The organism is Delftia sp. (assembly GCF_059499305.1).
Map to the genome: position 1 here is coordinate 24,945 of NZ_JCABYI010000013.1, position 26,065 is coordinate 51,009.

At 68.8% G+C, this 26,065-nt stretch carries 24 protein-coding genes; 10 read left to right on the forward strand and 14 right to left on the reverse strand.

The genetic code is table 11. The features are described 5' to 3' along the window. Positions 1-98: 98 nt before the first annotated feature. The 7 genes from AC5I49_RS09385 to AC5I49_RS09415 are packed head-to-tail and all read right to left on the reverse strand — an operon-like array spanning position 99 to position 8,136. Positions 99-632 carry a hypothetical protein gene (locus AC5I49_RS09385; protein ID WP_016453976.1) on the reverse strand — a complete coding sequence of 178 codons (534 nt, stop codon included), beginning with the start codon at positions 630-632 and terminating at the stop codon, positions 99-101. A gap of 53 nt (positions 633-685) precedes the next feature. Continuing rightward, positions 686-1,816, reverse strand: coding sequence for an ABC transporter permease (locus tag AC5I49_RS09390; RefSeq protein ID WP_495789241.1), 1,131 nt, complete (start codon positions 1,814-1,816; stop codon positions 686-688). 1 nt (position 1,817) lies between these two features. Continuing rightward, a complete protein-coding gene (gene rbbA, locus AC5I49_RS09395) occupies positions 1,818-4,574 on the reverse strand; it encodes a ribosome-associated ATPase/putative transporter RbbA (protein WP_495789242.1) in 2,757 nt (918 codons plus the stop codon). Continuing rightward, positions 4,571-5,662, reverse strand: a complete 1,092-nt coding sequence (locus tag AC5I49_RS09400; RefSeq protein WP_012202692.1) for an HlyD family secretion protein — start codon at positions 5,660-5,662, stop codon at positions 4,571-4,573. Before AC5I49_RS09400 ends, rbbA begins: the two co-directional genes overlap by 4 nt. Positions 5,663-5,679: 17 nt before the next feature. Then, on the reverse strand, positions 5,680-7,155 hold the full coding sequence (locus tag AC5I49_RS09405; protein WP_074923575.1) for an efflux transporter outer membrane subunit: 1,476 nt from the start codon (positions 7,153-7,155) through the stop codon (positions 5,680-5,682). Between the two features lie 33 nt (positions 7,156-7,188). After that, positions 7,189-7,956, reverse strand: coding sequence for an enoyl-ACP reductase FabI (gene fabI, locus AC5I49_RS09410; RefSeq protein WP_016449534.1), 768 nt, complete (start codon positions 7,954-7,956; stop codon positions 7,189-7,191). Positions 7,957-7,971: 15 nt separating this feature from the next. Further along, positions 7,972-8,136: a hypothetical protein gene (locus AC5I49_RS09415; RefSeq protein WP_155294163.1), complete on the reverse strand. Its 165-nt coding sequence runs from the start codon at positions 8,134-8,136 to the stop codon at positions 7,972-7,974. 380 nt (positions 8,137-8,516) lie between these two features. On the opposite strand from AC5I49_RS09415, the gene AC5I49_RS09420 reads away from it, so the two are divergent. From AC5I49_RS09420 to trpC, 8 genes are all read left to right on the forward strand, one after another. After that, the gene (locus AC5I49_RS09420; RefSeq protein ID WP_495789243.1) at positions 8,517-10,013 is read left to right on the forward strand and encodes a hypothetical protein; all 1,497 of its coding nucleotides are present in this window, start codon (positions 8,517-8,519) and stop codon (positions 10,011-10,013) included. A 167-nt stretch (positions 10,014-10,180) separates the two neighbouring features. Continuing rightward, positions 10,181-11,293 carry a hypothetical protein gene (locus AC5I49_RS09425; RefSeq protein WP_061288985.1) on the forward strand — a complete coding sequence of 371 codons (1,113 nt, stop codon included), beginning with the start codon at positions 10,181-10,183 and terminating at the stop codon, positions 11,291-11,293. Between the two features lie 22 nt (positions 11,294-11,315). Then, positions 11,316-12,560, forward strand: a complete 1,245-nt coding sequence (locus AC5I49_RS09430) for a toxic anion resistance protein (protein ID WP_495789244.1) — start codon at positions 11,316-11,318, stop codon at positions 12,558-12,560. 2 nt (positions 12,561-12,562) lie between these two features. Next, positions 12,563-14,173, forward strand: coding sequence for a vWA domain-containing protein (locus AC5I49_RS09435; RefSeq protein WP_495789245.1), 1,611 nt, complete (start codon positions 12,563-12,565; stop codon positions 14,171-14,173). Positions 14,174-14,201: 28 nt separating this feature from the next. Then, a complete protein-coding gene (locus tag AC5I49_RS09440; RefSeq protein ID WP_495789246.1) occupies positions 14,202-14,825 on the forward strand; it encodes a hypothetical protein in 624 nt (207 codons plus the stop codon). 398 nt (positions 14,826-15,223) lie between these two features. Further along, positions 15,224-15,811, forward strand: coding sequence for an anthranilate synthase component II (locus AC5I49_RS09445; protein WP_012202700.1), 588 nt, complete (start codon positions 15,224-15,226; stop codon positions 15,809-15,811). A 29-nt stretch (positions 15,812-15,840) separates the two neighbouring features. Further along, the gene (gene trpD, locus AC5I49_RS09450) at positions 15,841-16,875 is read left to right on the forward strand and encodes an anthranilate phosphoribosyltransferase (RefSeq protein WP_013804671.1); all 1,035 of its coding nucleotides are present in this window, start codon (positions 15,841-15,843) and stop codon (positions 16,873-16,875) included. A gap of 50 nt (positions 16,876-16,925) precedes the next feature. Further along, positions 16,926-17,729: an indole-3-glycerol phosphate synthase TrpC gene (trpC, locus tag AC5I49_RS09455; RefSeq protein ID WP_016449540.1), complete on the forward strand. Its 804-nt coding sequence runs from the start codon at positions 16,926-16,928 to the stop codon at positions 17,727-17,729. Here trpC and AC5I49_RS09460 read toward each other — a convergent pair. Then, positions 17,726-18,049 carry a helix-turn-helix domain-containing protein gene (locus AC5I49_RS09460; RefSeq protein WP_016449541.1) on the reverse strand — a complete coding sequence of 108 codons (324 nt, stop codon included), beginning with the start codon at positions 18,047-18,049 and terminating at the stop codon, positions 17,726-17,728. The two genes, trpC and AC5I49_RS09460, sit on opposite strands and share 4 nt — an antisense overlap. Positions 18,050-18,054: 5 nt before the next feature. Beyond that, on the reverse strand, positions 18,055-19,383 hold the full coding sequence (locus AC5I49_RS09465; RefSeq protein WP_495789247.1) for a type II toxin-antitoxin system HipA family toxin: 1,329 nt from the start codon (positions 19,381-19,383) through the stop codon (positions 18,055-18,057). A gap of 233 nt (positions 19,384-19,616) precedes the next feature. Here AC5I49_RS09465 and AC5I49_RS09470 point away from each other — a divergent pair, with 233 nt between their 5' ends. After that, positions 19,617-20,348 (forward strand): uracil-DNA glycosylase, encoded by a 732-nt coding sequence (locus AC5I49_RS09470; RefSeq protein ID WP_017405881.1) that lies wholly within the window; start codon positions 19,617-19,619, stop codon positions 20,346-20,348. On the opposite strand, the gene AC5I49_RS09475 is transcribed toward AC5I49_RS09470, so the two are convergent. Beyond that, a complete protein-coding gene (locus AC5I49_RS09475; protein WP_209799429.1) occupies positions 20,342-22,372 on the reverse strand; it encodes an alkyl sulfatase dimerization domain-containing protein in 2,031 nt (676 codons plus the stop codon). The two genes, AC5I49_RS09470 and AC5I49_RS09475, sit on opposite strands and share 7 nt — an antisense overlap. Positions 22,373-22,461: 89 nt before the next feature. On the opposite strand from AC5I49_RS09475, the gene AC5I49_RS09480 reads away from it, so the two are divergent. Next, a complete protein-coding gene (locus tag AC5I49_RS09480; protein WP_016449545.1) occupies positions 22,462-23,175 on the forward strand; it encodes a Crp/Fnr family transcriptional regulator in 714 nt (237 codons plus the stop codon). A gap of 27 nt (positions 23,176-23,202) precedes the next feature. Here AC5I49_RS09480 and AC5I49_RS09485 read toward each other — a convergent pair whose 3' ends face one another. From AC5I49_RS09485 to AC5I49_RS09500, 4 genes are all read right to left on the reverse strand, one after another. Then, complete coding sequence (locus tag AC5I49_RS09485) at positions 23,203-23,334, reverse strand: hypothetical protein (RefSeq protein WP_279613712.1); 132 nt, start codon at positions 23,332-23,334, stop codon at positions 23,203-23,205. Continuing rightward, positions 23,324-23,872, reverse strand: coding sequence for a GTP-binding protein (locus tag AC5I49_RS09490; protein WP_244387648.1), 549 nt, complete (start codon positions 23,870-23,872; stop codon positions 23,324-23,326). The genes AC5I49_RS09485 and AC5I49_RS09490 overlap by 11 nt, the downstream gene beginning before the upstream one ends. Further along, complete coding sequence (locus AC5I49_RS09495) at positions 23,865-24,524, reverse strand: hypothetical protein (RefSeq protein WP_495789248.1); 660 nt, start codon at positions 24,522-24,524, stop codon at positions 23,865-23,867. The genes AC5I49_RS09490 and AC5I49_RS09495 overlap by 8 nt, the downstream gene beginning before the upstream one ends. Positions 24,525-24,995: 471 nt before the next feature. Continuing rightward, entirely contained in the window at positions 24,996-25,916 is a 921-nt protein-coding gene (locus tag AC5I49_RS09500; protein ID WP_026062511.1) for a LysR family transcriptional regulator, read from the reverse strand. Between the last annotated feature and the right edge of the window lie 149 nt (positions 25,917-26,065).

Sequence of the window (26,065 nt, forward strand, 5' to 3'; positions counted from 1 at the left end):
GGGCATGTCCTGCCCCCTGCTTGCAGATTGCGTGTGAATGGCCGCCAAACGGCCCCGCGCCTGCGGGACCGTGCGGCTTGTGTCAGTCCCTGGGCTCTTCAGCCGTGGGCGGCAGCGTCCCGGGCCGTTTCGGCGGCAGCCGCTGCAATGGGCTGCTGCGCCGCATGGTCGGGCGGGGTGACGGATGGGGTCACGGACTGGGCCATGGACTGCACGGCCGAGGTCCAGCGCGCCAGCAGGTCGCTCCAGGGCACGGCCGTGTCGGCCGCGCCCTGGGCGCCGCCGCTCAGCGTGGCTGCCACCTGCTGCTGCCAGTCGTGCACGGCCTGCTGCACGCCCTGGGCCAGGGTCATCTGGCTGGCCATGGCGGTCTGGGCCAGGGCCTGGGCATGGCCCATGCGCAGGTGGGCGTGGCGCCAGAAGGCCTGGGCGGGCAGGGTGGCCAGCTCCTGCCAGCTGCTGGTCTGCTGCACGCCCTCGATCTCGTTGCCGGTCTCGGCGATGCGCTCGGGGCCGTTGCGTGCGGCATGTTCCAGCCATTGCTGGCCGCTTTCCTGCAGCAGCCGGCTCAGGTGCAGCTGCAGTTCGAGCTGGGCCTTGAGCAGATGGAGGGGAATGGTCTGTGCGCTCATATGGAACTCCTTGCTGGTTGACGTGGAAAGATGCCTTGGCGGCGGAACGAAACTCAGGCCATCTGGCCGATGGTCTTGCGAAAGCGGGCGAGCGTGAGGGCGAACAGCACGGAGCCGATGGCGGCCAGTGCGAGAAAGGGCTTCCAGACCACGTCCAGCCCCGCTCCGCGGTAGAGGATGGCCTGCGACAGCTCGACAAAGTGGGTGGTCGGCGCGGCCAGCATGATGGTCTGCACCAGCTGCGGCATGCTTTCGCGCGGCGTCATGGCGCCCGACAGCAGCTGCAGCGGCAGCAGCACGAGCACCAGCAGCATGCCGAACTGTGGCATGTTGCGCGCCAGCGTGGCAAGGAAGATCCCCAGCGACGTTGTGGCGAACAGGCACAGCGCGGCCCCTGCCAGGAACAGCGGCTGAGAGCCTTCGATGGGAACGCCCAGGGCGCCGCGCACCACGAGGTTGAGCGAGGCAAAGGCGGTGACCAGCACGACCAGTCCCATGGACCATATCTTGGCCAGCATGATCTCGGTCGGTGTCACCGGCATGACCAGCAGGTGCTCCACCGTGCCGTGTTCGCGCTCGCGGATCAGCGCCGCGCCCGTGAGGATGATGGACAGCATGGTCACGTTGTTGATGATCTGCATCAGCCCGCCGAACCAGACCTTGTCCAGCGCGGGATTGAAGCGCGCGCGCACCACCAGGTCCACGGGCAGGGCGGTGGCGCCCCGAAAGTGCCGCACGAACTCGCTGACCTCGGCCGAGACGATCTGCTGCACATAGCTGTTGCCCGTAAAGGCCTGGCTCATGCGCGTGGCGTCCACGTTCAGCTGCAGCTCGGGCGCGCGGCCCGCCAGCACGTCGCGCTGGAAGTTGGGCGGTATGTTGAGCACGAAGGTGTAGGTGCCCGAGTCCATGCCCGGGTCCATCTGCGTGCGGTCGATCATGGCCGGCGGCGCGAACTGCGGCGGATAGAAGGCGCCCGCGATGCGCTGCGACAGCGGCGAGCCGTCCTCGTCCACGATGGCGATGGGCGCGTTGTGCAGGCTCTCGGGCATGGCCGTGGCCGCCGTGTAGATGGAGACCGTGAACACATAGGCGATGAGCACCAGCAGCACGGGGTCGCGCCACAGGCTCCACAGCTCCTTGACGCCCAGCCGGTAGATGTTGGAGAAAAGGCGGGTGCGCATGTCAGCTCTCCTGCTTTCTGGTCAGCGCAATGGCCAGGCCCAGGATCGCCGGCACGGACAGCAGCAGCGGCCCGAACGAGCCGGCCAGCTCCCGAAATCCCAGCGCCTTGCTGAACACGCCGCGGCTGATGGCGATCATGTGGCTGGCCGGATAGACCTCGCCGATGGCGCGGCCCACGCCCTCCAGCGAGGACACGGGATCGACCAGGCCTGCGAACTGCGTGGTGGGGATCAGCGTGCCGATCAGCACCAGGAACATCGAGGCGATCTGGCTGCGCGTCAGCGTGGAGGCCAGCAGGCCGAAGCCCGTGGAGGCGCCGCTGAAGATCAGCGCCGCCAGGGCCAGCGTGGCAAAGCTGCCCGTCACGGGCACGCCGAACAGGGTGACGGCCATCAGGCACATCAGCAGGAAGTTCAGCATGGCCAGCACCACATAGGGCAGTTGCTTGCCCAGCAGGAATTCGGTGCGCGTGACCGGCGTGACGTAGAGGTTGGTGATGGAGCCGCTTTCCTTCTCGCGCACCACGGCCAGCGCCGTCAGCATGGCCGGCAAAAGCAGCAGCAGCAGGGGCATGACGGCCGGCACCATGGCCGGCAGGCTGCGCACGTCGGGGTTGTAGCGAAAGCGCGTCTGGATGTCGATGAGGCCGGCCGGCGCCACGCCCAGGCGCTCGCGCGCCTGCTCGGTCAGCCAGTGCTGGTGGATGCCCTGCAGGTAGCCGCGCACGGTCTCGGCGCGCGTGGGCATGGCGCCGTCGAACCAGGCGCCCACCTGCACGGAGCCGCCGCGCAGCACATCGCGCGCAAAGCCCGGGGGGATCTCGATGGCCAGGGTCAGCTCGCCGCTGCGCATGCGGCGGTCCAGTGCGTCGTAGTCGGTCAGCGGCGGCTGCTCGATGAAGTAGCGCGAGCCCGACAGGCTCATCGCATAGCTGCGGCTGATGGTGGTCTGGTCGCGGTCCAGCACGGCAAAGCGCAGGTCCTCCACGTCCAGGCTGATGCCGTAGCCCATCACGAACATCAGGATCAGCGAGCCCACCAGGGCCAGCGTGGCGCGCACCGGGTCGCGCTGCAGCTCCAGCGCTTCGCGCCAGACATAGCTGAGCATGCGCTGGGCGCTGAAATGGCGGCGGCGCGCAGCGTGCGTTTCCACGGCAGCGGGGGCGGCCGGTGCGGCCTGCTGTTCCTCGGCCGGGGCCTCGCCGCCACCGGCCTCGACCAGGTAGCCGATGAAGGCTTCCTCCAGCGTGGCCGCGCCGCGCTTGGCTACCAGGCGCGCGGGCGTGTCGCTGTCCAGCACCTTGCCCGCATGCATCATGGACATGCGGTCGCAGCGCTCGGCCTCGTTCATGAAGTGGGTGGAGATGAAGATGGTCACGCGGTCGCGCCGCGACAGCTCCACCAGCAGGCGCCAGAAGCCGTCGCGCGCCACGGGGTCCACGCCCGAGGTGGGCTCGTCCAGGATGAGCAGCTCGGGCTTGTGCACCATGGCCACGGCCAGCGACAGGCGCTGGCGCATGCCCAGCGGCAGGGCGGCCGGCAGGCTGTGCTGTGCGGCCTGCAGGTCGAAGCGCTGCAGCATCTCGGCCACGCGCGCGGGAATGTCCGCCTCGGGCACGCCGAACAGGCGCGCATGCAGCACCAGGTTCTGGTGCACGGTCAGCTCGCCGTACAGCGAGAACGCCTGGGTCATGTAGCCCACGCGGCGGCGCGTGTCGATGTCGCGCGGGTCCACGGGCTGGCCGAACAGCCAGGCCTGGCCCTCGCTGGCCGGCAGCAGGCCGGTCAGCATCTTCATGGTGGTGCTCTTGCCGCAGCCGTTGGAGCCCAGGAAGCCGAAGATCTCGCCGCGGCGGATGCGGAAGGACACATGGTCCACGGCGACGAAGTCGCCAAATCGCATGGTCAGGTCCCTGGCCTCGATGGCGATGTCGTCCTCGCCGCCCTCGGGCAGGGGGGCGATGGTCACGGGCGCATGGCCGCGCTTTTTCTCTTCGGGCAGCAGGGCGATGAAGGCCTCTTCCAGCGAGCGGCTGGCCGTGCGCTGCAGCAGCTCGGCCGGCGTGCCCGTGGCCAGCACGCGGCCCTCGTCCATGGCCACCAGCCAGTCGAAGCGCTGGGCCTCGTCCATGTAGGCCGTGGCCACCAGCACGCTCATGCCGGGGCGCTGGCGGCGGATGCGCGCGATCAGGTCCCAGAACTGGGCGCGCGCCAGCGGGTCCACGCCCGTGGTGGGCTCGTCAAGAATGAGCAGGTCGGGGTCGTGGATCAGCGCGCAGCACAGGCCCAGCTTCTGCTTCATGCCGCCCGACAGCTTGCCGGCCGGCCGCTCCAGGAATTTGCGCAGGCCCGTGGCCTGGGTGAGGTCGTCGATGCGACGGCGCCGCTCGGCCGCGTCATGGCCGAACAGGCGCGCGAAGAACTGCAGGTTCTCCTCCACCGACAGCGTGGGATAGAGGTTGCGCCCCAGGCCCTGCGGCATGTAGGCCACGCGCGGGCAGACGGCCTCGCGGTGCCGGCGCTGGGCCATGTCGCCGCCCAGCACCTCGACGCTGCCTTCCTGGATCTGGCGCGCCCCGGAGATCAGCGCCATGAGGCTGGACTTGCCCACGCCGTCCGGCCCGATCAGGCCGACCATGCGGCCTTCGGGAATGTCCAGGTCGATGCCCGCCAGAGCCTCGACCTGGCCATAGCGCTGGTGCACGCCCTTCAGGCGCACGACCCAGCCGCTGGCGTGGGGCGTCGTGCTCTGGCTCATTGCGCGGGCTGGGCTGGCAGCTTGATGGCCAGGTTGGCGGGCCACTCATGGCTGGCATCGGTGCGCAGCCAGGCCATGCCGGGCACGCCGGTCTTGACCTGTTCCAGATGGCGGCGCAGCAGCTCCGGCGGGATCTGGGCGCGCACGCGGAACATCAGCTTCTGGCGCTCGCTGGCGGTCTCCACGGTCTTGGGCGTGAACTGGGCCTGGCTGGCGACGAAGGAGACGCGGGCCGGAATCACGTACTCGGGCGCGGCGTCCAGCACCAGGCGCACCTCGCTGCCCAGGGCGATGCGGCCGGCTGCAGTTTCCGGCACGAAGAAGGTCATGTAGACATCGGACAGGTCCAGCAGGTTGAGCACGCGCCCGCCTGCGCCCAGCACCTCGCCGGGCTGGGCCACGCGCAGCTGCACGCGGCCGTCGCGCGGGGCCTTGAGCACGCCGTCGTCGATGTCGGCCTGCACGCGCGCCACCGTGGCCGTGGCCGCCTGCACCTGGGAGCGCACGCCGACCACCTGGGCCTCGGCCGCCTTCACGGCGGCCTGGGCAGCGGCGGCCTGGGCACGCGTGGCGGCCAGCGCCGCCTCGCTGCCGCGCACGCGGGCGCGGTCGTCATCGAGCTCCTGCACCGAAGAGGCACCCTCGCGCGCCAGCGTTTCCGAGCGCTTGAAGCGGCGCTGCGCGGCGTCCACCTCGGTCTCGCGCTGCACGATCAGGGCCTGGGCGGCGGCCAGGTCGCTGCGGCGCAGGGTGACCTGGGCCTCGGCCGCGGCCACGCTGTGCTCGGCCTGCTGGCGCATGGCGTCGGCTTCCTGGCGCTGGGCGCGCAGGGTGTCGATCTGCATGCGCGCCACGGGCTGGCCGGCCTGCACGAAGTCGCCCTCGCGCACCAGGATTTCCTCCACGCGGCCGGGCAGCTTGGTGGAGATGTCGATCTCGGTGGCCTCGACCCGGCCATTGCTGCCGACGAAGCCCTCGCCCGGGCCCTTGGGCGTGAAGGTCTTCCAGGCCCACCAGGCCACGAGGGCCAGGACCGCCACGGCGGCGATCGGCACGATCTTGTTCTTCAGAGAGGTGTTCTTGTCCATGGGCGGGTCCGGATGCTTCAGGAATTCGGGGGATCGGCAGGCGTGGCCGGCACGGTGGCGGGCAGCGCGGCAGGTTCCGCGCCGCTGCCGCCGCCCAGGGCGGCATACAGGCCCACCTGGCTGGACAGCAGGGCGCGCCGCGCCTGCACCAGTTGCTGGCGTGCGGCCAGCAGGTCGCGCTGGGCGTCCAGCACCTCCAGGTAGGCGGCCGAGCCGTTGTCGTAGCGCAGCTGCGCCAGCCGCGCGCGCTCGGCCTGGGCCTGCACGGCGGTGCGCTGCACGGTGATCTGTTCGGACAGCCAGCGGCGCGCGGCCAGGCCATCGGCCACCTCGCGGAAGGCGGTCTGTATGGCTTTCTCGTACTGGGCCACGGCCATGTCGCTGCGGATCTCGCCCAGCTCCAGGTTGGCGCGGCGCCGGCCGCCGTCGAAGATGGGCAGGGACACCGTGGGCACGAAGGCCCAGGCGCGGCTGCCGCCGTCGAACAGGCCGTCGAGTTCGGCGCTGGCCGTGCCCCAGCGGGCGGTGAGCGCAATGCGCGGGAAGAAGGCGGCGCGCGCCGCGCCGATCTGGGCCCGGGCCGCGCGCAGCTGGTGCTCGGCCGCGGCAATGTCGGGCCGCGCCGTGAGCAGCTCCGAGGGCAGGCCCGGCCGCAGCTCGGCCAGCACCAGGGCGTCGTCAAAGGGTGCGGCGGCGGGCAGCGGACCCGGGTGGGCGCCGACCAGCTGGGCCAGGGCGTGCAGCTGCTGCGCGCGTGCCAGCTCCAGCTGGGCCAGCAGGGCCTGCGCCTGGGTCAGCAGGGTCTGGACCTGGGCCAGCTGCAGGCGCGAGCTGGCGCCCACGGCCTCGCGGCGCGTGAAGATGCGAAAGGATTCCTGGCGCGTGGCCAGCGTCTCGCGCGCAATGGCCACGCGCTCGTCCAGCTCGCGCAGGCCCAGGTAGCCGTCGGCCACCTGGGCGATCAGCGCGGTCTGCACGGCGTGGCGGCCCGCATCGCTGGCCAGCCAGGTCTGCAGGGCCGCGTCCTTGAGGCTGCGCACGCGACCCCACAGGTCCAGCTCCCAGCTGCTGAAGCCGACCTCGGCGCGGTACTCGCCGCTGACCACGGAGCGGCCCGAGAGGTTGAGATCGCCCGGCACGCGCGCCCGTGCGGCCTGGCCGCCCACGCCAATGGCCGGGAACAGCTCGGAGCGCTGGATCTGGAAGGCCGCGCGCGCCTCTTCGGCGCGCAGCGCGGCCACGCGCAGGTCGCGGTTGTGCTCCAGCGCGGTGGCGATGAGCTGGCGCAGCACGGGGTCGGTGAAGTACTCGCGCCAGGGCAGGCCGGCGGCGGCGACACCCTGGGCGCCCGCCTGCAGATGGGCAGGCCAGGCCTCGGGCGTGGGCAGGGGCGGCGGCTCGTGCGGCGGCGCCAGGGAGGCACATCCTGCCAGGGCGGCGGCCAGTGCGGCTGCCAGCGCTGCGGCGGCGGTTCGGGGGAATGGGAGGGTCATCTGCAGTGCTGCGGGGCGCCGGTGCGGCAGCCGCTAGTTGAGGATGTGGTGGCCGCCATCGACATACAGCGTGCAGCCCGTGATGGCGCGCGCCCCGTCCGAGGCCAGGAAGGCGCACAGCGGCCCCACGTCGTCGGGCTGCAATTCGCCGGCAATGGGCGAGCGGCGCACGCTGTCGGCCACGAGTTCATCGAACGCGGCAATGCCCGAGGCCGCGCGCGTGGCGATGGGCCCGGGCGAGACGGCATTGACGCGGATGCGCGAGGGGCCGAGCTCGGCCGCCAGGTAGCGCGTGGTGGACTCCAGCGCGGCCTTGACCGGGCCCATGATTCCGTAGTGCGGCATGACCTCGCTGGCGCCCAGGTAGCTCAGTGTCATGAGGCTGCCGCCGCTGGCGGCCATCAGCGGCTCGGCCAGGTGGGCCATGCGGATGAAGGAGTGGCAGGAGATGTCCATGGCCAGCGCAAAGCCCTCGCGGGAGCTGTCCACCACGCGGCCCTGCAGGTCCTTGCGCGGGGCGTAGGCCACGGCGTGCAGCACGAAGTCCAGCCGGCCCCAGCGCACGGCGGCGGCATCGAACAGCGCGCGCATCTGCTCGTCGTCGCCCACGTCCAGCGGCATGCGCAGCTCGGCACCGATCTCGTCGAGCAGGGGCTCCACATGCGCCCGGGCCTTGTCGTTCTGCCAGGTCGCGCCGATCTCGGCGCCCGCCGCATGCATGGCCCGGGCACAGGCCCAGGCAATGCTGTCGCGGTTGGCGATGCCGACGATCAGGCCTTTTTTGCCAGCCAATAGCGTCATCTCGAATGCTCCAGATCAGAAGGTCTGCCGGGAAACAGGCCGCCTTGGGGCGGCTTCGTCAGGAATCACGGGGCATGGCGCGGCATTGCCGACATATGCGCCACGGCGAATGTTTGTATTTCCTGTGACTACGAAGCTTTTGATAGCTTGTTTTGATGCATGCAAATCAAAGGTTTGCATGCCAATATCGTCTCCTGGTCTTTTTCATTCTATCTATGTTGCACTGCAGCGACCGATTTTGGCGATGCCGTTTCGTTATATCGATGCAGTTCACTCCATAGTCTTGACTCAGGTCAAAGAGGGCTGCCTCACGGGGAGAATGCCGCTTGCCGCCGGTTGCTGTGCCCAGTAGAGCAATGGTGTCTTTTTGCGCCAACAGCCGAGCATTCCCTGTATTGGCCGGATTTCAATGAATACAAGGTATTCACACCATATTGGTGCATGGGAGGTAAAGAAAACCGGAAATCTGCCGATGGTCCGTGGACAGAGAAAATCCCCGGCCTGCAAAGGCCTGGGGCCGCCATTCAGTCAAGACAAGACCGAAGGAAGACGATCAATCCATGACCAGCATTTCATCCACCGGCGCCAGCTTTGCCGCCAGCGCAGTGGGCATGCGGCCCACGGTGTCCGTGAGGTCGTCAGCGACCACGGCAGCCGCTGCACCCGCCGACCCGGGCACGCAGGTCACGCTGGGCCAGTCCACAGGGTCCAGCGTCATCTATGCCAAGCCGCAGCCCGTGGAACTGGGGCAGTTCAGGCTGACCCGGGCCTGGGCCTCGCAAGACAGGGACGACATCAGCACCCTGATGGCGCGCAACCTGGGCCTGGGCCCGTCGGCCAGCCTGGCCGACCGCTGGCGCGGCCTGGGCGGCGCCCTGCTGTCGCGCTTTGCGGCCACGCCGTCGGACTACCAGCAGACGGTGGCGGAGTACCAGGCTCCCACGGCGGCCGACTCCGTCGCAGGCAGCGCGGATGCGCAGGCCCTGGACAAGTCCGCACTGAGCGATGTGTCCGTGGGCGCTGCCACCGTGAGCCTGAAGATCCGCACGCAATCGGGCCAGACCGTGGAGCTGCGGATTGCCACGAACGACGGCAGCGAAGCGGGCAGCAGCAGCGGGCTGCGGGTCGAGGTCAAGAGTTCCGGCACCTTGAGCCAGGCCGAGAGCGCGGCCATTGCCCAGCTGGCCGACGGGCTGGACGAAGCGCTGGAAGGCCTGGGAAAGCCGGGCAAGCCCCAGCTGGAACTGGGCAAGCTGATGGACTTCGACCGCAGCGTGCTGTCCGGCCTGGACCTGGACATCAAGAACCCCAAGCCTTCGCAGCCCCTGTCCTCGTTCAGCCTGCATGTGGGCGCCGATGGCCGATCGGTGGCGATGAAGGGCGCGGCGGGCGAGCTGGCCGTCAACCTGGAGTCCGACGCCCCCGCAGGCGCCAGCGCGTCGCAGCGCCAGTCCGCGCTGGACCAGCATCTGAAGCGCTTTGATGCCGCCGCGCAGCGCGGCCGTGCGGATGCGGCGCTGGTGGACATGTTCAAGAGTGCCTTCAGTCAGCTGCACAACGCGCAGGCGCCGGCCGCGCCGGGCGCCATCGTCGCGCTCTCCGGGCTGGAGCGTTCCGTGCAGTCCCTGCAAAGCGGCCTGGCCGATTTCCAGGCCAGCTTCAGCGGTGATTTCGAGAACACCAATGAATTCGGTGCCGTGACCGAAATCGGCCGCGCCGAGTACCAGGTGGGCCAGAAGACCACCCGGCAGTCCCGCGGCAGGGAGGGCGAGTCGATCGCCCAGGTGGTGACCGAGTCCCTGAACGCCGAATCCAAAAAGGCGCGCAACCGCAGCATGCTGGATTTGCAGTCGGGCAACTATGACCTGACCAAGGTGCAGGACAGCCGCACCATCACCACGCTGATCGAGACAGCCGGCAAGCAGGTCACCGGCGCGCTGCGCAAGACGCAAGAGCGCCAGATGCAGACGTGGGACCAGCTGGTGGAGCACCGCACCCAGCAGCACCGCGAAACGCCCGGCGGGCGCAGCTTCACTGAGCAACTCGCGTTGAGGTAGTCGCGCTGAGATAGTCGCGTTGAGGTAGTCGCGGCGCGGGCCGGGCCGCGTGTCGTCGTTGTGTCACAAAACTTCCGTATAAGAAGTTTTTTTGAACAGAACATGACAACGGCCCGCGCGTTCATGACCGAATTTCATCTTGCCGTCATCCAGGGCGGAGCCTCTCAATGAACGCGCGCCGTGCTTTGGCGGCGGGGCTGGCGGCGCTGCTGCTGGCGGCCGTGGGCGGCGGCGTCTGGTACTCGCGCACGGCCCTGGTGCAGGACCGCCAGGCGCAGCTGACGCAGCAGCAGTCCGTGACGGCACGCGGCCTGATCGGCTCCGAGAAGGAAGCCTTCTTCCAGGACGAGCGCGTGCGCGACGTGCTGGCGCGCCACGGCGTGACGGTGACGGTGCAAAAGGCCGGCTCGCGCAGCATTGCCAACAGCTACGACCCCAAGCAGTACGACTTCGGCTTTCCCTCGGGGGCGCCGGCTGCGGCCCAGCTCAAGGCGGCGGCCAGGGCCGGCACGGTCTACACGCCGTTCTACACGCCCATCGTGTTCGCCAGCTGGCGGCCCATTGCCGAGATCCTGATCGCCAACGGCGTTGCGCAAAAGCAGGGCGACTTCTTTTACGTGACCGATCTGCCGGCCCTGCTGGCCATGGCCGGCAAGGGCACGCGCTGGCGTGACCTGAAGGCCTCCGGCGCCTTTGCCACCGGCAAGGCCGTGCTGCCCGCCAGCACCGATGTGCGCAGCTCCAACAGCGCGGCCATGTACCTGGCGCTGGCCAGCTATGTGCTCAACGGCCAGCAGGTGGTGCAAAGCCCGGCCGACCTGGAGCGCGTGATGCCGCAGGTGGCGCCGCTGTTTTTGCGCCAGGGTTTCCAGGAAAGCTCGTCGGCCGGCCCCTTCGAGGACTACCTGGCCCTGGGCATGGGCAAGGCGCCGCTGCTGGTGGCCTATGAATCGCAGCTGGTGGAGTTCCTGCTGCGCCACCCGCAGCGCAGGAGCGGCGAGATGGTGATGCTCTACCCGCAGCCCACGCTGTATTCCAAGCATGTGCTCGTGCCCTACACGCCTGCGGGCGATCGCGTGGGCCAGCTGCTCGAATCCGATCCGCAGCTGCGCGCATTGGCGCAGGAATACGGCTTTCGCACCGGCGGCGACACGCACGGGCCCGAGCGCTGGGCCGGGCAGGGCGTGCAGGCGCCCGCGCAGCTGGTGGATGTGATCGAACCGCCCAGCCAGGAGTGGCTGGAGCGAATGATCGTGGACATGGAGCAGCGCTTCAAATGACCGAACGTTCCAGGAGCAACCGATGAGCAACACCCCCCAGACCACCGCTGCCAGCGCCGCCGTGGCCGTGCCTGCGCAGGAGCAGGATTTCGTGCTGGAGCCGCCCGCGCCCGCCCTGCCCGTGCCCATCGAGTCGGCCAGCGGCAAGGTCCGCCTCAAGGCCGAGGAAGTGCAGCAGCTGGACGCGCACGTGGCGCAGTTCATCGACGACATCACCGCCAACGACAGCCAGTCGCCCGCCTTCAAGGGCGCGGTCGAGCGCATCCACGGCATGGGCAACAAGGAGGTGCAGGCCGCTGCCGCCGTCTCCAACCGCATGCTAGAGCGCCCCGTCAAGACGCTGAACAACGGCCTGTTCGACCAGGGCAGCCAGATCGGCCAGGGCCTGATCGACCTGCGCCGCCAGGTGGAGGCGCTGGACCCCTCGCGCCAGGACGACCTGTTCAAGCCGCGCAAGCTGCTGGGCCTGATCCCCATGGGCAACAGGCTGGTGGACTACTTCGACAAGTTCCAGTCCAGCCAGAGCCACCTGAACGCCATCATCGACAGCCTCAAGCGCGGCAAGGACGAGCTGCTGCGCGACAACGCCGCCATCGAGCAGGAAAAGGCCAACCTGTGGGGCCTGATGGAGCGGCTGGAGAAATACATCCACATCGGCAAGAAGCTGGACGCGGCGCTGGAGGCCAAGGCGGCGCAGCTGGACGCCAGCGACCCTGAAAAGGCCCGCGTGGTGCGCGAGGACATGCTGTTCTACGCACGCCAGAAGGTCACCGACCTGCTCACCCAGATGGCGGTGAACGTGCAGGGCTACCTGGCGCTGGACCTGGTGCGCAAGAACAACCTCGAACTGGCCAAGGGCGTGGACCGCGCGACCACCACCACGGTCTCTGCCCTGCGCACGGCCGTCATCGTGGCGCAGGCGCTGGCCAACCAGAAACTGGTGCTGGACCAGATCACGGCGCTGAACACCACCACGGGCAACCTGATCGCCGGCACCAGCGAGCTGCTGCGCGAGCAAAGCGGCAAGATCCACGAGCAGGCGGCCAGCAGCACCATCGACATCGCCAGGCTGCAGCAGGCCTTCGGCAACATCTACCAGACCATGGACGCGATGGCCGACTTCAAGGTCAAGGCCCTGGCCTCCATGCAGACCACGGTGGACACGCTGTCGCAGGAGGTGGACAAGTCCCGCGCCTATCTGGAAAAGAGCCGCCGCGAGGACGTGCGCGAGGCGCTGCAGGCGCCCGCCGGCGAGGTGGTGCTGTGAGCATGTTCCGGCGCCTGGCGGCCTGGTGGCTGCTGGGCCTGGCGCTGGCCCTGGCCGGCTGCGGCAAGTCGCCCGAACCCGCGCCGCAGGCCGCCGCAAAGGCCGATGCGCCCGCCGGTCCCCAGGGTGCATTCACCGTGCTGGCCGGCTCCGAACTCAAGGACGTGGCGCCCGCGCTGGAGCAGGCCGCCACGGCGGCGGGCGTGCCGCTCAAGCTCAGCTATGCGGGCACGCTGGAGATGGTCGAGCGCATCAATGCGGGCGAGCAGTACGACGCCATCCTGCCGCCCAATGGCGCCTATCCCGCGCTGGCGCTGGCGAACAAGCCGCTGGCGCGCGAAAAGCTTTTCTACTCGCGCGTGGCCCTGGGCGTGAAGGTCCCCGTGCTGCACAAGCTGGGCTGGGACAAGGCCCCGCCCACCTGGGCCGACATCGCACGCGCTGCCACCCAGGGCCGGCTGCGCTACGGCATGACCAATCCGGCCAGTTCCAACACCGGCATGAGCGCGCTGTTCGCCGTGGCCTCGGCCGTGGCCGGCAAGACCGAGGACCTGGACGCCAGGGAGGTCAACGCCAAGGTGCTCAAGGACTTTCTGTCGGGTCAGAAGCTCACCGCCGGCAGCTCCGGCTGGCTGGCCGAGGCCTTCGAGCGCGAGCCCGGCGCCGTCGATGCGCTGGTCAACTACGAGGCCGTGATCCTGCGCCTGAACGAGAAGCTGCCCGCCGCCGACCGCCTGACCATGGTCTACCCGCGCGACGGCGTGATCTCGGCCGACTATCCGCTGATGCTGCTCAACGCCGGCCGCCGCGCCGACTATGACAAGCTGGTCGCCCAGTTCAAGGCCCCCGCCTTCCAGGGCCAGCCGCTGCGCCAGGCCCAGCTGCGCCCCGCCAGCCCCGAGGCGCAGGCCAGCCCGGCCCTGCCCACGGCGCCCGTGGTGGAGCTGAGCTTTCCGAACCGGCTGGAGGTGATCGATGCCGTGCTCTCGGCCTACCAGAGCGATCTGCGCCGTCCGGCCACCAGCATCTTCGTGCTGGACGTGAGCGGCTCCATGAAGGGTGCGCGGCTGGCGCAGATGAAGGAGGCGCTCAAGCTGCTGTCCGGCGCCGAGGCCTCGGCCGCCAGCCAGCGCTATGCCGCCTTCCAGGCGCGCGAGCGCGTGCTGCTGATTCCGTTCTCGGGTTTGGTCGGCCAGCCCGCGCGCGTGCAGTTCGCGGCGGGCGACCTGCAGGCCGCAAGCGCCCAGGTGCTGGCCTATGCCGACAGCCTGGTGGCCGACGGCGGCACGGCCATCTACGACGCACTCACGCTGGCCCAGCAGCAGGCACGCCAGGAACTGCGGGCCGATCCCGAGCGCTTCGTCAGCATCGTGCTGCTGACCGATGGCGCCAACACGGCCGGCCGCGACTGGGCCGCATTCGAGCGCGAGCAGCGCATGGCGCGCGACGGCGGCGCGCCGCTGGTGCGGGTCTTTCCCATCATCTTTGGCGAGGCGCAGTCCGGCGAAATGCAGGCCCTGGCCGCGCTGACCGGCGGGCGCGCCTTCGATGCGCGCAACACCGGCAAGAGCGGGCTGCCGCTGGTGTTCAAGGAAATCCGGGGCTACCAGTGACAGCGCCGCCACCGATCGGACCCGCCTGATGCGCCGCCTGCAGCTTTTCTTCTACGGCAACGGCAACCTCGCCGGCCTGGCGCTGGCCCTGCTGGGGCCGGTGCTGCTGTTTGCCGGCGTGATCGGCGCCGGCTGGGGCTGGATCACGCTGGGGCTGTACGTCGCGGGCCTGCTGCTGGGCTGGGCCCTGCAGCCCGCGGGCGCCAGCTTCGAGAGGGCGCTGCAGCAGCACTGGAGCGCCGAGGACATCCGCGAACGCATCGACGAACTGGTGCAAAAGGCCCGCCCGATGCTCACGCCCGAGATGCAAAAGCACCTGGACAGCGTGCGCGGCTCGGTGCACGAGGTGCTGCCCTCGCTGGCCGAAGCCGGCCCGGTCTTCAACGACGGCCTGTTCACCGTGCGCGAGACGGTGCTGCAGTACCTGCCCGCCACGCTGTCGCACTATGCGGCGCTGCCGCCGCTGTTCCGTGTCACCCAGCCCGTGCAGGACGGCAAGACGCCCAGGCAGCTGTTGACCGAGCAGCTGGTGCTGCTGGCCGGGCAGATGCAGCAGGTGGTGGCCCATGTGGCGGCCAGCGACGCGCAGGCGCTGCTGGCCAATGGCCGCTTCTTGAAGCAGAAGTTCGACCAGCCGGATTTCCTGAAGTGAGGCGCCTGCAGGGTCGTCCCGCCACGCTGCGCGGACCCTGTGTTAGCATGCTCCGCCATGCAGCCTGCTGCATTCCCGTCTTCCAGACACCTGAACTCTCGATCCAAGACAGCCATGAACGGTACGCCCGTTTCGATCATCGTTGCACAGTGGTGGCGCTTCCAATAAGGAAGCGGCACGTCGTCGCGGTTGCGTACCGCACCTTGCCGCCGTGACGGCAGCAAGGCTCACTCAGCAGATGGCTCCCCGGCACGGCGGCTCCCAGAACCCAGGAGATTGCCCAGATGCCCTCAGATTCCCCCTTCCAGACCCAGGCAGCATTGCGCGCATTCCCGCGCCAGCCTTCGCTGCGGCATGCCCGTGCCACCCGTTTTTCCCTTTGAGACCCAGGAGCCGGTATGACCAGACTGCTGATGATCGACAACTACGACAGCTTCACCTACAACATCGTCCAGTACTTCGGCGAGCTGGGTGCCGATGTCACCGTGGTGCGCAATGACGAGGCCACGCTGGACGAGGTGATCGCCCTGGTCGAGCGCGAGAAGATCGACCGCCTGGTGATCTCGCCCGGCCCCTGCTCGCCGGCCGAGGCGGGCATTTCCGTGGCGGCCATCCAGCACTTCGCGGGCCGCCTGCCCATCCTGGGCGTGTGCCTGGGCCACCAGAGCATTGGCGCGGCCTTCGGCGGCGACATCGTGCGCGCGGGCCAGCAGATGCATGGCAAGACCAGCGTCATCACCACCGACCGCAAGGGCGTGTTCGCCGACCTGCCCGAGCAGTTCACGGTCAACCGCTACCACTCGCTGGCCATCGCGCGCTCCAGCCTGCCCGAATGCCTGGAGATCACGGCCACCAGCGAGGACGGCGAGATCCAGGGCGTGCGCCACACCAGCCTGGCCATCGAGGGCGTGCAATTCCACCCCGAGAGCATCCTCACCGAGCATGGCCATGCCATGCTCAAGAATTTCCTGGAACAGAAGGCCTGAGCAGGCCGGCACCCAACCGAGACACCGCAATGACCCAGATCACCCCCCAGGAAGCGCTGCAGCGCACCATCGAGCACCGCGAAATCTTCCACGACGAGATGCTGCACCTGATGCGCCTGATCATGCGCGGCGAGCTGTCGCCCGTGATGACGGCGGCCATCGTCACCGGCCTGCGCGTGAAGAAGGAGACCATCGGCGAGATCACGGCCGCGGCCGAGGTCATGCGCGAGTTCTCCAACAAGGTCCATGTGGAGGACAAGCGCCACCTGGTGGACATCGTGGGCACGGGCGGCGACGGCGCCAACACCTTCAACATCTCCACCTGCTCCATCTTCGTGATCGCGGCGGCGGGCGGCAAGGTCAGCAAGCACGGCGGGCGCAGCGTCAGCAGCAAGAGCGGCAGCGCCGACGCCATGGAGGCGCTGGGCGTCAACATCCAGCTCAGCCCCGAGCAGATCGCGCGCAGCATCGCCGACGTGGGCATCGGCTTCATGTTCGCGCCCAACCACCACCCGGCCATGAAGAACGTGGCGCCCGTGCGCAAGGAGCTGGGCGTGCGCACCATCTTCAACATCCTGGGCCCGCTGACCAATCCGGCCAGCGCGCCCAACATCCTCATGGGCGTGTTCCACGAGGACCTGGTCGGCATCCAGGTGCGCGCGCTGCAGCGCCTGGGCGCCGAGCACGCCATCGTGGTCTATGGCCGCGACGGCCTGGACGAGATCAGCCTGGGCGCGGGCACCCTGGTGGGCGAGCTCAAGGACGGCGTGGTGCGCGAGTACGAGATCCATCCCGAGGACTTCGGCCTGCGCATGGTGGGCACGCGCGCCTTCAAGGTGGACAATCCCGAGGAATCCAAGGCCATGCTGCTGGGCGTGCTCCATGGCGAAAAGAGTGCCGCGCGCGACATCGTCTGCCTGAACGCGGGTGCCGCCCTGTATGCGGCCAACGTGGCCTCCAGCATCGAGGACGGCATGGCCCGCGCCCAGGCGGCGCTGGACAGCGGCGCTGCCCTGGCCAAGCTCAACGAACTCGTGGCCTACACGGCCCGGCTGACGGCCTGAGCCGCGCAGCCCCCATCGACCACCGAATACAAGAAACCAAGGAAAGCAACGTGTCCGACATCCTCAAGCAAATCTGCGACGTGAAAGTGCAGGAAGTGGCGGCCGCCCAGAAGCGCATGCCCTTCGCGGACATGCGCCGCGACGCCGAAAGCCGCGTGCTCACGCGCGACTTCGTGGGCGCGCTGCGCGCCAAGATCGCCGCCGGCCAGGCCGGCGTGATCGCCGAGATCAAGAAGGCCAGCCCCAGCAAGGGCGTGATCCGCGAGGACTTCATCCCCGCCGACATCGCGCAAAGCTATGCCGATGGCGACGGCAAGGGCGTCAGCGCCGCCTGCCTCTCGGTGCTGACCGACAAGCAGTTCTTCCAGGGCAGCGTGGACTATCTCAAGCAGGCGCGCGCCAGCTGCCACCTGCCCGTGCTGCGCAAGGACTTCATGGTCGATCCCTACCAGATCTACGAATCGCGGGCCATGGGCGCCGACTGCGTGCTGCTGATCGCCGCCTGCCTGGACGACGCGCAGATGGCCGAGATGGAACAGATCGCCCACAGCCTGGACATGGCCGTGCTGGTCGAGGTGCACGACGGCGCCGAGCTGGACCGCGCCCTGCGCCTCAAGACCCCGCTGGTGGGCATCAACAACCGCAACCTGCGCAGCTTCGAGGTCAGCATCCAGACCACGCTGGACCTGCAAAAGAACGTGCCCGCCGACCGCCTGCTGGTCACCGAGTCGGGCATCGGCAGCCGCGAGGACGTCAAGGCCATGCGCGATGCCGGTATCCACGGCTTCCTGGTGGGCGAGGCCTTCATGCGCGCCAAGGAGCCGGGGGAGGCGCTGGCCAAGCTGTTTGCCTAAGACGCGTCGTTGTGCGGGCCGGCCGGTGAATCCGGGGTCCGCACGATGCGCACCACCCCGAGCTTGAGCCCCAGCATGGCCAAGATGCGGTTCATGGTCTGCACGCTGCCTTCGCTGCGCTCCTGCTCGATGTCCTGCAGCGTTCTATAGGAAACGCCGCAAAGCTTGGCCATCTCGGCCGTGGTCAGCCGCATGGTCTTCTTCAGATGCCGCACGGCCTGCGGCAAAGACCATTCGGGGTGGGCCAGCACATCGTCAATAGCCTGCCTGCGCAGCTCCAGCTGCTGGGCAATGGGAATGGGGGTGAAACGCTTGTCCATGGTCTTCAGCGCAGCGCAGCGAGCTCCTGCGCACGTGCCAGGAGGGCGGGACGCAGGTGGCCGAGAACCTCGGGCTCCAGCCCTAGCGCCAGACCGTCTGCGGCGATGCGCTCCAGCGCGGGAATCATGGCCTTGAGGCCTTTCACCAGTGGATCGCGCTGCAACGGATCCGACTGCGTGCCCCGGCGTTTTCGAGGGAGCTGCGCGGCCAGCGCACAGACGCTATCCAGCACACGGCCCCAATCGGGCCGGCCGCCCTGTTCATCCCGCCAGCGGATGCGTCGGGCAATGCCGTCCGGGTGGAGATACATGGGCGCAAAGTCGTACAGGGGCGTGAGCGCGATGCGGCCGTCGAAACCGCGCTGCACGGCGGTGTTGCGCGCGTGGTTGTCCTTGTTGCCCAGGGCCAGGTTGGCAATGTCGCGTTTGATGTATTCGAGCACTTCCTGCTGCGGGTGGCTGCAGTGCCGCATCAGCTCCAGGCAGACCGTGTCATGGTCGGGCACGGCTTCGAAGCCTGGCATGCCGGTCAGCGTGGCAATGCTTTCCTGCGCCAGTCGCGTGACCGCGCCCCGGTGCACCTGCCGGTCAAACCGTCGTATGAACAGCGCACGCTGGTGCAACTCCAGCGGTGCATGCACCCGCAGTCCCAGATCGGCGGCCAGACGCATATAGGTGGCCTCATGCCTGAGGATGCAGGCCAGCTGCGGGTCGGTGCCGCGTCCGAACTTGACGATGTAGTGCTGCACCGCCTGCTCGTCCGCAAGGGTGTGGTCCAGGTACAGCAGACCATCCTGGGCGCGTGTCAGCAGCACCTTGGGCCACTCGCCTTGTATCCCGGAGGACCCGGCAACAAACAGGCCATGCGAGGCAAGGTACTCGGAGAACTCGTCGCCGCGTTGCGCAACCTCCTCGTCGGTGAACCCGCGCATGCCTCCCCCATGGTTGCCCAGCCATTGCGCCGCTTCCTTGACGCGCAGGTTTCCTATGGGGTTACCTGCCCCGGCCAGCAGCAACTGCCAGTCGGCAACCGCACCTGCCAGGGGAGATTGGCCCAGGCGTTGCAGCAGCTCGCGCCGACCAAAGCCTTGAGGCAGCATGTCGATCAGAAAGACTGGCCAATGCACCTGCTGCAGGGGCTCCAGCCCCACAGGCCAACGGGCGCAAAGGGCGCGGGCATCGGTGGCGCCCGCATGCTGGACCGCCCAGTCCACGGTATAGCCCGAGTAGGTGCTGGCCTTCCAGCCTTCTCCTTGCGGCCCGCGCAGGTCCACGCTCGCGACGTCGTGCCAGGCGCTGCAGTGGTGCAGTTGTAGAGTGCAGTTTGTGGTCATTTACACGAAATTCTAGGTAAAGCATTGGACTGACTCAAGGTTTTTCGTATGTTTTTCCGTGTAACCATTGTCTGTCTTTGGGGAACCATTGGAGGCGGACGTACCTCCCCGCCGCAGGGAAAGGTATGCTTGCCGTGATCCAACAGGCATGGCGCTTGCGCCCATGCATTTCAGCTGTACTTTATTGAGGGAGGCTGCTGCCTCGGCATGTGGCGGCGGTGCCCCCATCCGCCATGGCCCTTCAAGACGACGCAATCGCCCCGGCGCAAGCCGACCAACTCCAATCCGCCGATCCCGCCGACTGGCCCGTTGCGCCCGACTGGCAGCCCCTGGTCGAGGACTTCTTCGCGGGTGCCACGGGCCAGCAGCTGCTGACCTTTCTGCACCAGCGCCTGGAAGCCGGCGCGGTGATCTTTCCGCCCCAGCCGCTGCGCGCGCTGGAGCTGACCCCGCCCGATGAGGTGCGCGTGGTCATCCTGGGGCAGGACCCCTACCACGGCCGGGGGCAGGCCGAAGGCCTGTCGTTCTCGGTGGCGCCGGGCGTGCGCATGCCGCCCTCGCTGCAGAACATCTTCAAGGAGATGCAGCGTGACCTGGGCGTGCCCTTCCCGCCGTTCCCCAACCCGGGCGGCAGCCTGGTCAAGTGGGCCAGGAACGGCGTGCTGCTGCTCAACACCTGTCTCACGGTGGAGGAAGGCCAGGCGGCCAGCCACTCGGGCAAGGGCTGGGAGCTGCTGACCGATGCGGTGATCCGGCACATCGCCCAGGGCACGCGCCCCGTGGTCTTCATGCTCTGGGGCAGCCATGCGCAGTCCAAGCGCGCCTTCATTCCGGCCGACCGGGGGCATCTGGTGCTGACCAGCAACCATCCCTCGCCTCTGTCGGCGCTGCGCCCGCCCGTGCCCTTCATCGGCAACGGGCACTTCGGCAAGGCGCGCGACTTCCGCGCCCAGCACGGTTACTGAGCGGCCCGCTCGGGGCGTGGCTCCACGATGGGGAACACGCTGTCGAAGCGGTCCAGCATGGACATGAGCGCTGTCACCTTGGAGGCGTCGCCCTCGATGCGCAGCTGGCCGCTCTTGATGGCCTCGGCCATCGTGGTCTCCTGACCTGCAATGGCGTCCAGCGTGGCGCGCGTCAGGCGCAGGCTGGCATGGGCGGAGGGCGCAAGGCCCGGGCTCTGGGTGAGGGCGCTGTTCTCCAGGTTCAGGCTGCGCTGCTCGCCGGTGTCGGTGAAGGTCCAGTTGAGCACGATGCGCTGGCCTGCGGCCTTGCCGGCGTCCAGCCGCACGCCCAGGTAGTCGAAGAACATCTCCAGCGGCAGGCTGCGCACCAGGTCGCGCGCGGCGCTGCCGGGCCTGGGAAGTTGGGGCACGCCCTGGCGCAGCTCCGCCGCGCCCTGCAGGAAGGCGTTGCGGGCCGTGGCCGATTCCATCTGGTAGCCCAGCTGCTCATAGGCATTGGCCGCCAGACGGCGCGCGGCCTGGTTGGCCGGGTCGGCAAAGACCAGCTGCGAGGCGATCTGCGCCACCCAGCGGTATTCGCCGCGCTCGTAGTCGGCCTGCGCACGGCGCAGCACGGCGTCGGCGCCACCCATGTATTCCACGGTCTTGCGCGCCGCGGGCACGGGCGGCAGCGCCTCCAGCTGGGCCGGGTTGCCTTCGTAGTAGCCCAGGTAGTGCTGGTAGATGGCGCGGATGTTGTGGCGCAGGTGGCCGTAGAAGGCATGTGTGGCGCCGTCGCGGGCCAGGGATTCGGGCATCTTCAGCATCTCGGCGATCTCCGAGCCCACGTAGCCGTGGTTCATGAGGCGCACGGTCTGGTCGTGCAGGTATTTGTAGGTGTCGCGCTGGCTGGCCAGCATGCGCTGCAGCCGGGGCTGGCCCCAGACCGGCCAGTGGTGCTGGGCGATCAGGATCTGTGCCTGGCCGCCATAGGCGTGCAGGGCGTCGTTCAGGTGGCGTGACCAGCCCAGCGCGTCACGCACCTGGGCGCCGCGCAGCGGCAGCAGGTTGTGCTGGGTGTGCACGGCGATCTCGGCCATGTTCAGCACCTTGAGCTGGGGGTAGTACATGATCATCTCGGCCGGCGCCTCGGCCCCGGGCGTGAGCGTGAACTCGATGTCCACGCCGTCGATGCGCAGGGTCTCGCGCGGCTTGTCGATCACGCGCGTGGGCGCGATCAGCCCCATGGTGCCGGGCGCACCCGCCTTGCCCAGCCCTGCGTCCACCTGTCCCCTGGCATCGCGCGGCAGCAGCATGCCGAACTGGTAGAGCGCGCGCCGGCCCATGGCATGGCCGGCGATCACGTTCTCGCCCACGGCCTCGGCCATGAAGCCCGCCGGGGCGATGACCTGCACGCGGCCAGCATCCACCTCTTCCTGGCGCACCACGCCGCGCACGCCGCCGAAATGGTCCACATGGCTGTGCGAGTAGACGACGGCCACCACCGGCTTGCGCGGTCGGTGCTGGTAGTACAGGTCCATGGCGGCCTGGGCGGTCTCGGTGTACATCAGCGGATCGACCACGATCAGGCCCGTCTCGCCCTCGATGATGCTCATGTTCGACAGGTCCAGGCCGCGCACCTGGTAGAGCCCGTCCGTCACCTGGAACAGGCCGCTGACGCGGTTGCGCTGTGCCTGGCGCCACAGCGCGGGGTGCACGGTGTCGGGCGCCTGGTCCTGCTGCAGGAATGCATAGGCCTGCATGCCCCAGATGGGCCGGCCCTGGGCATTGCGCACCACCAGCGCATCCGCCGAGGCGATCAGGCCGCGTTGCGCGTCCTCCATGGCCTGGGCGTCGTCCTGAGGCTGCTGCGCCAGCGCAGCCTGCTGGGCCGCGCGCGTGGCCGCGCTGGCTGCCTGTGGCCGGGCCATGTCGGAGACCGGCAGGCTGCTGCCTGCGCAGGCGCTCAGCAGGGCGGCGGCCAGGCAGGCCAGCAGGCGGCAAGGGCGCGCCAGCGCGCGGGGCAGGGGGTGTGAGGCTTGCATGGGAAGGTCTCCTGGCATGTGTTCGATGTCAGCGGCGAAAATACGCAGGCCCGCCGGCTGTGTCTGTCAGCCACCCGACATCCCTTTCCATGCAAGCTTCCCTCGCCTCTTCCTACCTGCCCACGCTGCGCGCCGGCCGCTGGTTCAGCGCATTGGCGCCGCAGTTTGCCGATTTGCTGCTGGCCCTGGCCCAGCCCCGCCGCCTGGAGGCGGGCGAAGCCCTGTTCCTGCGCGGCGATGCGCTGGAGGGCGGTTTGTTCGCCGTGGTCCGCGGTAGCGTCGGTTTCTCCGGTGTGGGCGGCCAGAGCGAGCAGGCGCGCGAGGCGCTGCTCACGCGCATGGGACCAGCCACCTGGTTTGGCGAGATCGCGCTGTTCGACGGTTCGCCGCGCACCCACGATGCCCACGCCATGGAGCCCAGCGTGGTGCTGCAGGTGCCGCGCCAGCCGCTGCTGGACTGGCTGCAGCAGCACCCCGCGCACTGGCATGACCTGGGCGTGCTGATGTCGGGGCGCATGCGGGCGGCCTTTGCGGCGCTGGAGGACCTGGCCCTGATGCCCGCACCCCAGCGGCTGGCGCGCCGCCTGGTGGCCATGGCGCGTGGCTACGGCGAGCGGCTGGACGACGTGCCGGCCCGGCCGCGCCTGGATATCACGCAGGAGCAGCTGGCGCGCATGCTGTCGATCTCGCGCCAGACCACCAACGTGCTGCTGCAGGGCCTGCAGGCGCGGGGCCTCATCCGGGTGCAGCGCGGCGAGATCGAGATCCTGCAATGGCAGGCGCTGTGCGCCGAGCGGTTCTGAGCGGCGCAGCCAGTCAAGGGCTGTTGTTCAGACCACCAGCGCATTCTCCACGTCCTGCACCTTGCGGCGCGCCAGCGCGAGATTGGCCTTGTCGAGCACCAGGTAGAGAAACAGTCCCTCGCGGTGGGCGCGCGCCTTCAGGGCGGGGTCATTCTGCATGGGGGCTGTCCTGCGACAGGGCTTCGATCTTCAGCAGCAGCAACTCGATCAGTGCCACCACCTGCGCGGGCTCGCGCACATCGGCCGGCACCACCGGGCACAGCAGGCCACGCGACTGCAGGTGCAGGGCAAATCCTTCGAGGTCGGGCCGGCCATGCCGGTCCATGCGGCACACGGCCACCACGCAGGCCGTGGTGCGCAGCGTGGCGGACAGGGCATTGATGTAGGTATCCAGGTCGCCCAGCGGGTCGGGCCGGCTGTTGTCGATCAGCAGGATCACCCCCAGCGCGCCGTGCGAGAGGATGTTCCACATGAAGTCGAAGCGCTCCTGGCCCGGCGTGCCGTACAGGTACAGCTTTTCGCCGTTGTCCAGGGTGAGTTCTCCGTAGTCCATGCCGGCGGTGGTCAGGGCCTTGTCCACTGCCGCATCGGTGTTGCGCACGTCGGTGCTTACCGGCGCGATCTCGCTGACGGCGCGTATGGCGGTGGTCTTGCCCGCGCCCGCGGTTCCGCAAATCAGGATCTTCAGCTCACTCATGCACGGAGGCTCTCGTCAATTGGGCAAGCCGCTGGCGGATGCGGCCGAGAATGCCCTGGGCAGGACCCGGGGCAGCGCTGCTGCGGGGTGCCGTGGCGGTCCAGCGCAGCAGGCCGATGGCATCGAGGCGGTTCAGGAAGGCCGCGCAGATCTCTGGCGCAAGGCCCGAGCGCCGGCACAGCGCCTGCAAGGTGGTCGGCCGGCCCGTCATCAACGTGGCCAGGCGCATGTGGTGCGCGCTTGTCAGCAGCCGCTGGGGGGGCCGGCGCAGCAGCTGCACCAGCATGTCGGTCGCCGCTGCCGGGTGGGGTGCCGCCACCATGCGTTGCCCGGACGCCGTCTGGCGCACGACCAGGGCGCGCAGGCCCATGGCATTGAGGCAGTCCTCCACCGCGTCGGCGCGCAGGGGCAGGCCCAGGTAGTCCCCCGTGGGGCGGGTGCTCTGGGGCTGGCGGCCCACGCGCAGCGTCACCCGGCTGGACGGCGGCTCGTGCACGCCTTCATGCAGTACCACCAGGTCGGCCGAGGATTCCGTCCATTCCCAGCGGTGCTGCGTGCGGTGGTCCACCAGCCGCACGAAGGAGCGGAACAGCCTGGCGTCGCGGTCATCGAGGCCGCGCAGCGTGAAGGTGAGCGCGGGACGCTCATCCATGCCGCATTGCCTTCAGCAATTGCAGCCGCAGCCGCAGCCGCAACCGCAGCCGCAACCGCAATTGCAGTTGCCGTGCCTGCAGGCTCCGGCCTGCCTGTTTCCTTGTGCCCATCACGTCGCCGTTTCCTATACTGAATGCGCCGCACGGCAAAGCAAGCCGCGCATGCCAATGATTTCAAAGGAGATGCGGGCGCATCATAGGAAGCGCTTGGAGCGGGAGCGGGCAGTTCGCCAGCGTGCTTCGGAATCGTCCGATATGTATCCGGATCAGTCCTATCGCATTGCGTTCCTGCAGCGAGACTTCAGACGCTTTGAGCGGTTTTTTGGTCGCTTCCGGATTTTCGGAGCCATGGCGGCGCTGAAAAACAGGAGTTATCTGGTTGTTGTAACCAAGACCTTGGAATGCATTGCAAATTCAGCAGGCTTGCCGTGTTTTGTGTCTGGGCGTTCCATGCCAGGGGGCCAGGTGGATTACCAGGAGGTTGGCAGCCTGAGCTGCAGCATTTCCAGGAAGGACTGCGCCGCATGCGGCAGCGTGCGGCCGGCCAGGGTCTGCACCTCGATGTCGCGCAGGTCCATGCCCCGGTCGCTGAGCGCCACGGCCACCAGTGCGCCTGTGGCCACCATGTGGCGCGCGGCGATCTCGCTGGCCACGGCCACGGCGGCGCCCTGGGCTGCAAAGTTCAGCAGGGTCTTGCCGTGGTTGCTCTCCATCACCGGCATCAGCATCAGGCCCTGGCGGCTGCAGGCGGCGTCCAGCAGCTGGCGCACGGCCGTGTCGGCCGGCGTGAGCGCCAGCGGATGGCGCACCAGCTGGGCCAGCGACAGGCGCCGCGCCTGCGCCAGCGCATGGCCGGGGGCGACCAGGGCCACCAGCGGCGCGGCCACGCGGCAGGCCACGGCAATGCCTTTTTCGGGCGCGCGGCTGAAGCACAGGCCGATGTCGGCCGTGCCGCTGCGCACGGCCTCGGGCACGGCGGGCGTGGGCAGCACCATGACCTCGAAGACGATGCCGGCGTGCTCGCGCTGGAAGGCCGCGCACAGGCGCGGCAGGAACTCGTTGGCAAAGGCGTCGGAGCTTGCGATGCGCACGCGGCCGCTGCGCAGCCCCTGCAGGGCCTCGATCTCGCCCAGCGCGCGCTCGGCATCCAGGCCGGCGCGGCGCACATGGTCGGCCAGGATCTCGCCGGCCGCATTGAGCACCATGCCGCGCGGGTGGCGTTCGAACAGCGGCGTGCCCAGCAGCCCCTCCAGCGCCGCGATCTGGCGGCTGATGGCCGAGGCCGCCACATGCAGCCGCGCCGATGCCTCGGTCAGCGATCCGCATTGCGCCACTTCATGGAAGTAGCGCAGCGCGGTGTCCTGCAGGAGAAGGTGGCGGGCGTCGGGCATGTCGCCCCCATTGTCATCAATTTGCCGCAGAGGCAACGCAGGTTTGCAAATTTGCTGATGGCGGCAAAGGGGCGAGGGTTCTACGATGGCCTGTTGCGGCGTTGCAGGGAGCAGCGGCTGCAGCTGTCCAACCCTCTGACCAGGAGTGT

Coding starts and splice junctions, on each gene's coding strand:
- AC5I49_RS09405 (WP_074923575.1), bottom strand. CDS start 7,155: ATGACCCTCCCATTCCCCCGAACCGCCGCCGCAGCGCTGGCAGCCGCA.
- AC5I49_RS09385 (WP_016453976.1), bottom strand. CDS start 632: ATGAGCGCACAGACCATTCCCCTCCATCTGCTCAAGGCCCAGCTCGAA.
- AC5I49_RS09400 (WP_012202692.1), bottom strand. CDS start 5,662: ATGGACAAGAACACCTCTCTGAAGAACAAGATCGTGCCGATCGCCGCC.
- AC5I49_RS09490 (WP_244387648.1), bottom strand. CDS start 23,872: ATGAGTGAGCTGAAGATCCTGATTTGCGGAACCGCGGGCGCGGGCAAG.
- rbbA (WP_495789242.1), bottom strand. CDS start 4,574: ATGAGCCAGAGCACGACGCCCCACGCCAGCGGCTGGGTCGTGCGCCTG.
- AC5I49_RS09485 (WP_279613712.1), bottom strand. CDS start 23,334: ATGCAGAATGACCCCGCCCTGAAGGCGCGCGCCCACCGCGAGGGACTG.
- AC5I49_RS09390 (WP_495789241.1), bottom strand. CDS start 1,816: ATGCGCACCCGCCTTTTCTCCAACATCTACCGGCTGGGCGTCAAGGAG.
- AC5I49_RS09445 (WP_012202700.1), top strand. CDS start 15,224: ATGACCAGACTGCTGATGATCGACAACTACGACAGCTTCACCTACAAC.
- fabI (WP_016449534.1), bottom strand. CDS start 7,956: ATGACGCTATTGGCTGGCAAAAAAGGCCTGATCGTCGGCATCGCCAAC.
- AC5I49_RS09420 (WP_495789243.1), top strand. CDS start 8,517: ATGACCAGCATTTCATCCACCGGCGCCAGCTTTGCCGCCAGCGCAGTG.
- AC5I49_RS09435 (WP_495789245.1), top strand. CDS start 12,563: ATGTTCCGGCGCCTGGCGGCCTGGTGGCTGCTGGGCCTGGCGCTGGCC.
- AC5I49_RS09425 (WP_061288985.1), top strand. CDS start 10,181: ATGAACGCGCGCCGTGCTTTGGCGGCGGGGCTGGCGGCGCTGCTGCTG.
- AC5I49_RS09415 (WP_155294163.1), bottom strand. CDS start 8,136: ATGCAAACCTTTGATTTGCATGCATCAAAACAAGCTATCAAAAGCTTC.
- AC5I49_RS09460 (WP_016449541.1), bottom strand. CDS start 18,049: ATGGACAAGCGTTTCACCCCCATTCCCATTGCCCAGCAGCTGGAGCTG.
- trpD (WP_013804671.1), top strand. CDS start 15,841: ATGACCCAGATCACCCCCCAGGAAGCGCTGCAGCGCACCATCGAGCAC.
- AC5I49_RS09440 (WP_495789246.1), top strand. CDS start 14,202: ATGCGCCGCCTGCAGCTTTTCTTCTACGGCAACGGCAACCTCGCCGGC.
- AC5I49_RS09500 (WP_026062511.1), bottom strand. CDS start 25,916: ATGCCCGACGCCCGCCACCTTCTCCTGCAGGACACCGCGCTGCGCTAC.
- AC5I49_RS09480 (WP_016449545.1), top strand. CDS start 22,462: ATGCAAGCTTCCCTCGCCTCTTCCTACCTGCCCACGCTGCGCGCCGGC.
- AC5I49_RS09430 (WP_495789244.1), top strand. CDS start 11,316: ATGAGCAACACCCCCCAGACCACCGCTGCCAGCGCCGCCGTGGCCGTG.
- AC5I49_RS09495 (WP_495789248.1), bottom strand. CDS start 24,524: ATGGATGAGCGTCCCGCGCTCACCTTCACGCTGCGCGGCCTCGATGAC.
- AC5I49_RS09475 (WP_209799429.1), bottom strand. CDS start 22,372: ATGCAAGCCTCACACCCCCTGCCCCGCGCGCTGGCGCGCCCTTGCCGC.
- AC5I49_RS09465 (WP_495789247.1), bottom strand. CDS start 19,383: ATGACCACAAACTGCACTCTACAACTGCACCACTGCAGCGCCTGGCAC.
- AC5I49_RS09470 (WP_017405881.1), top strand. CDS start 19,617: ATGGCCCTTCAAGACGACGCAATCGCCCCGGCGCAAGCCGACCAACTC.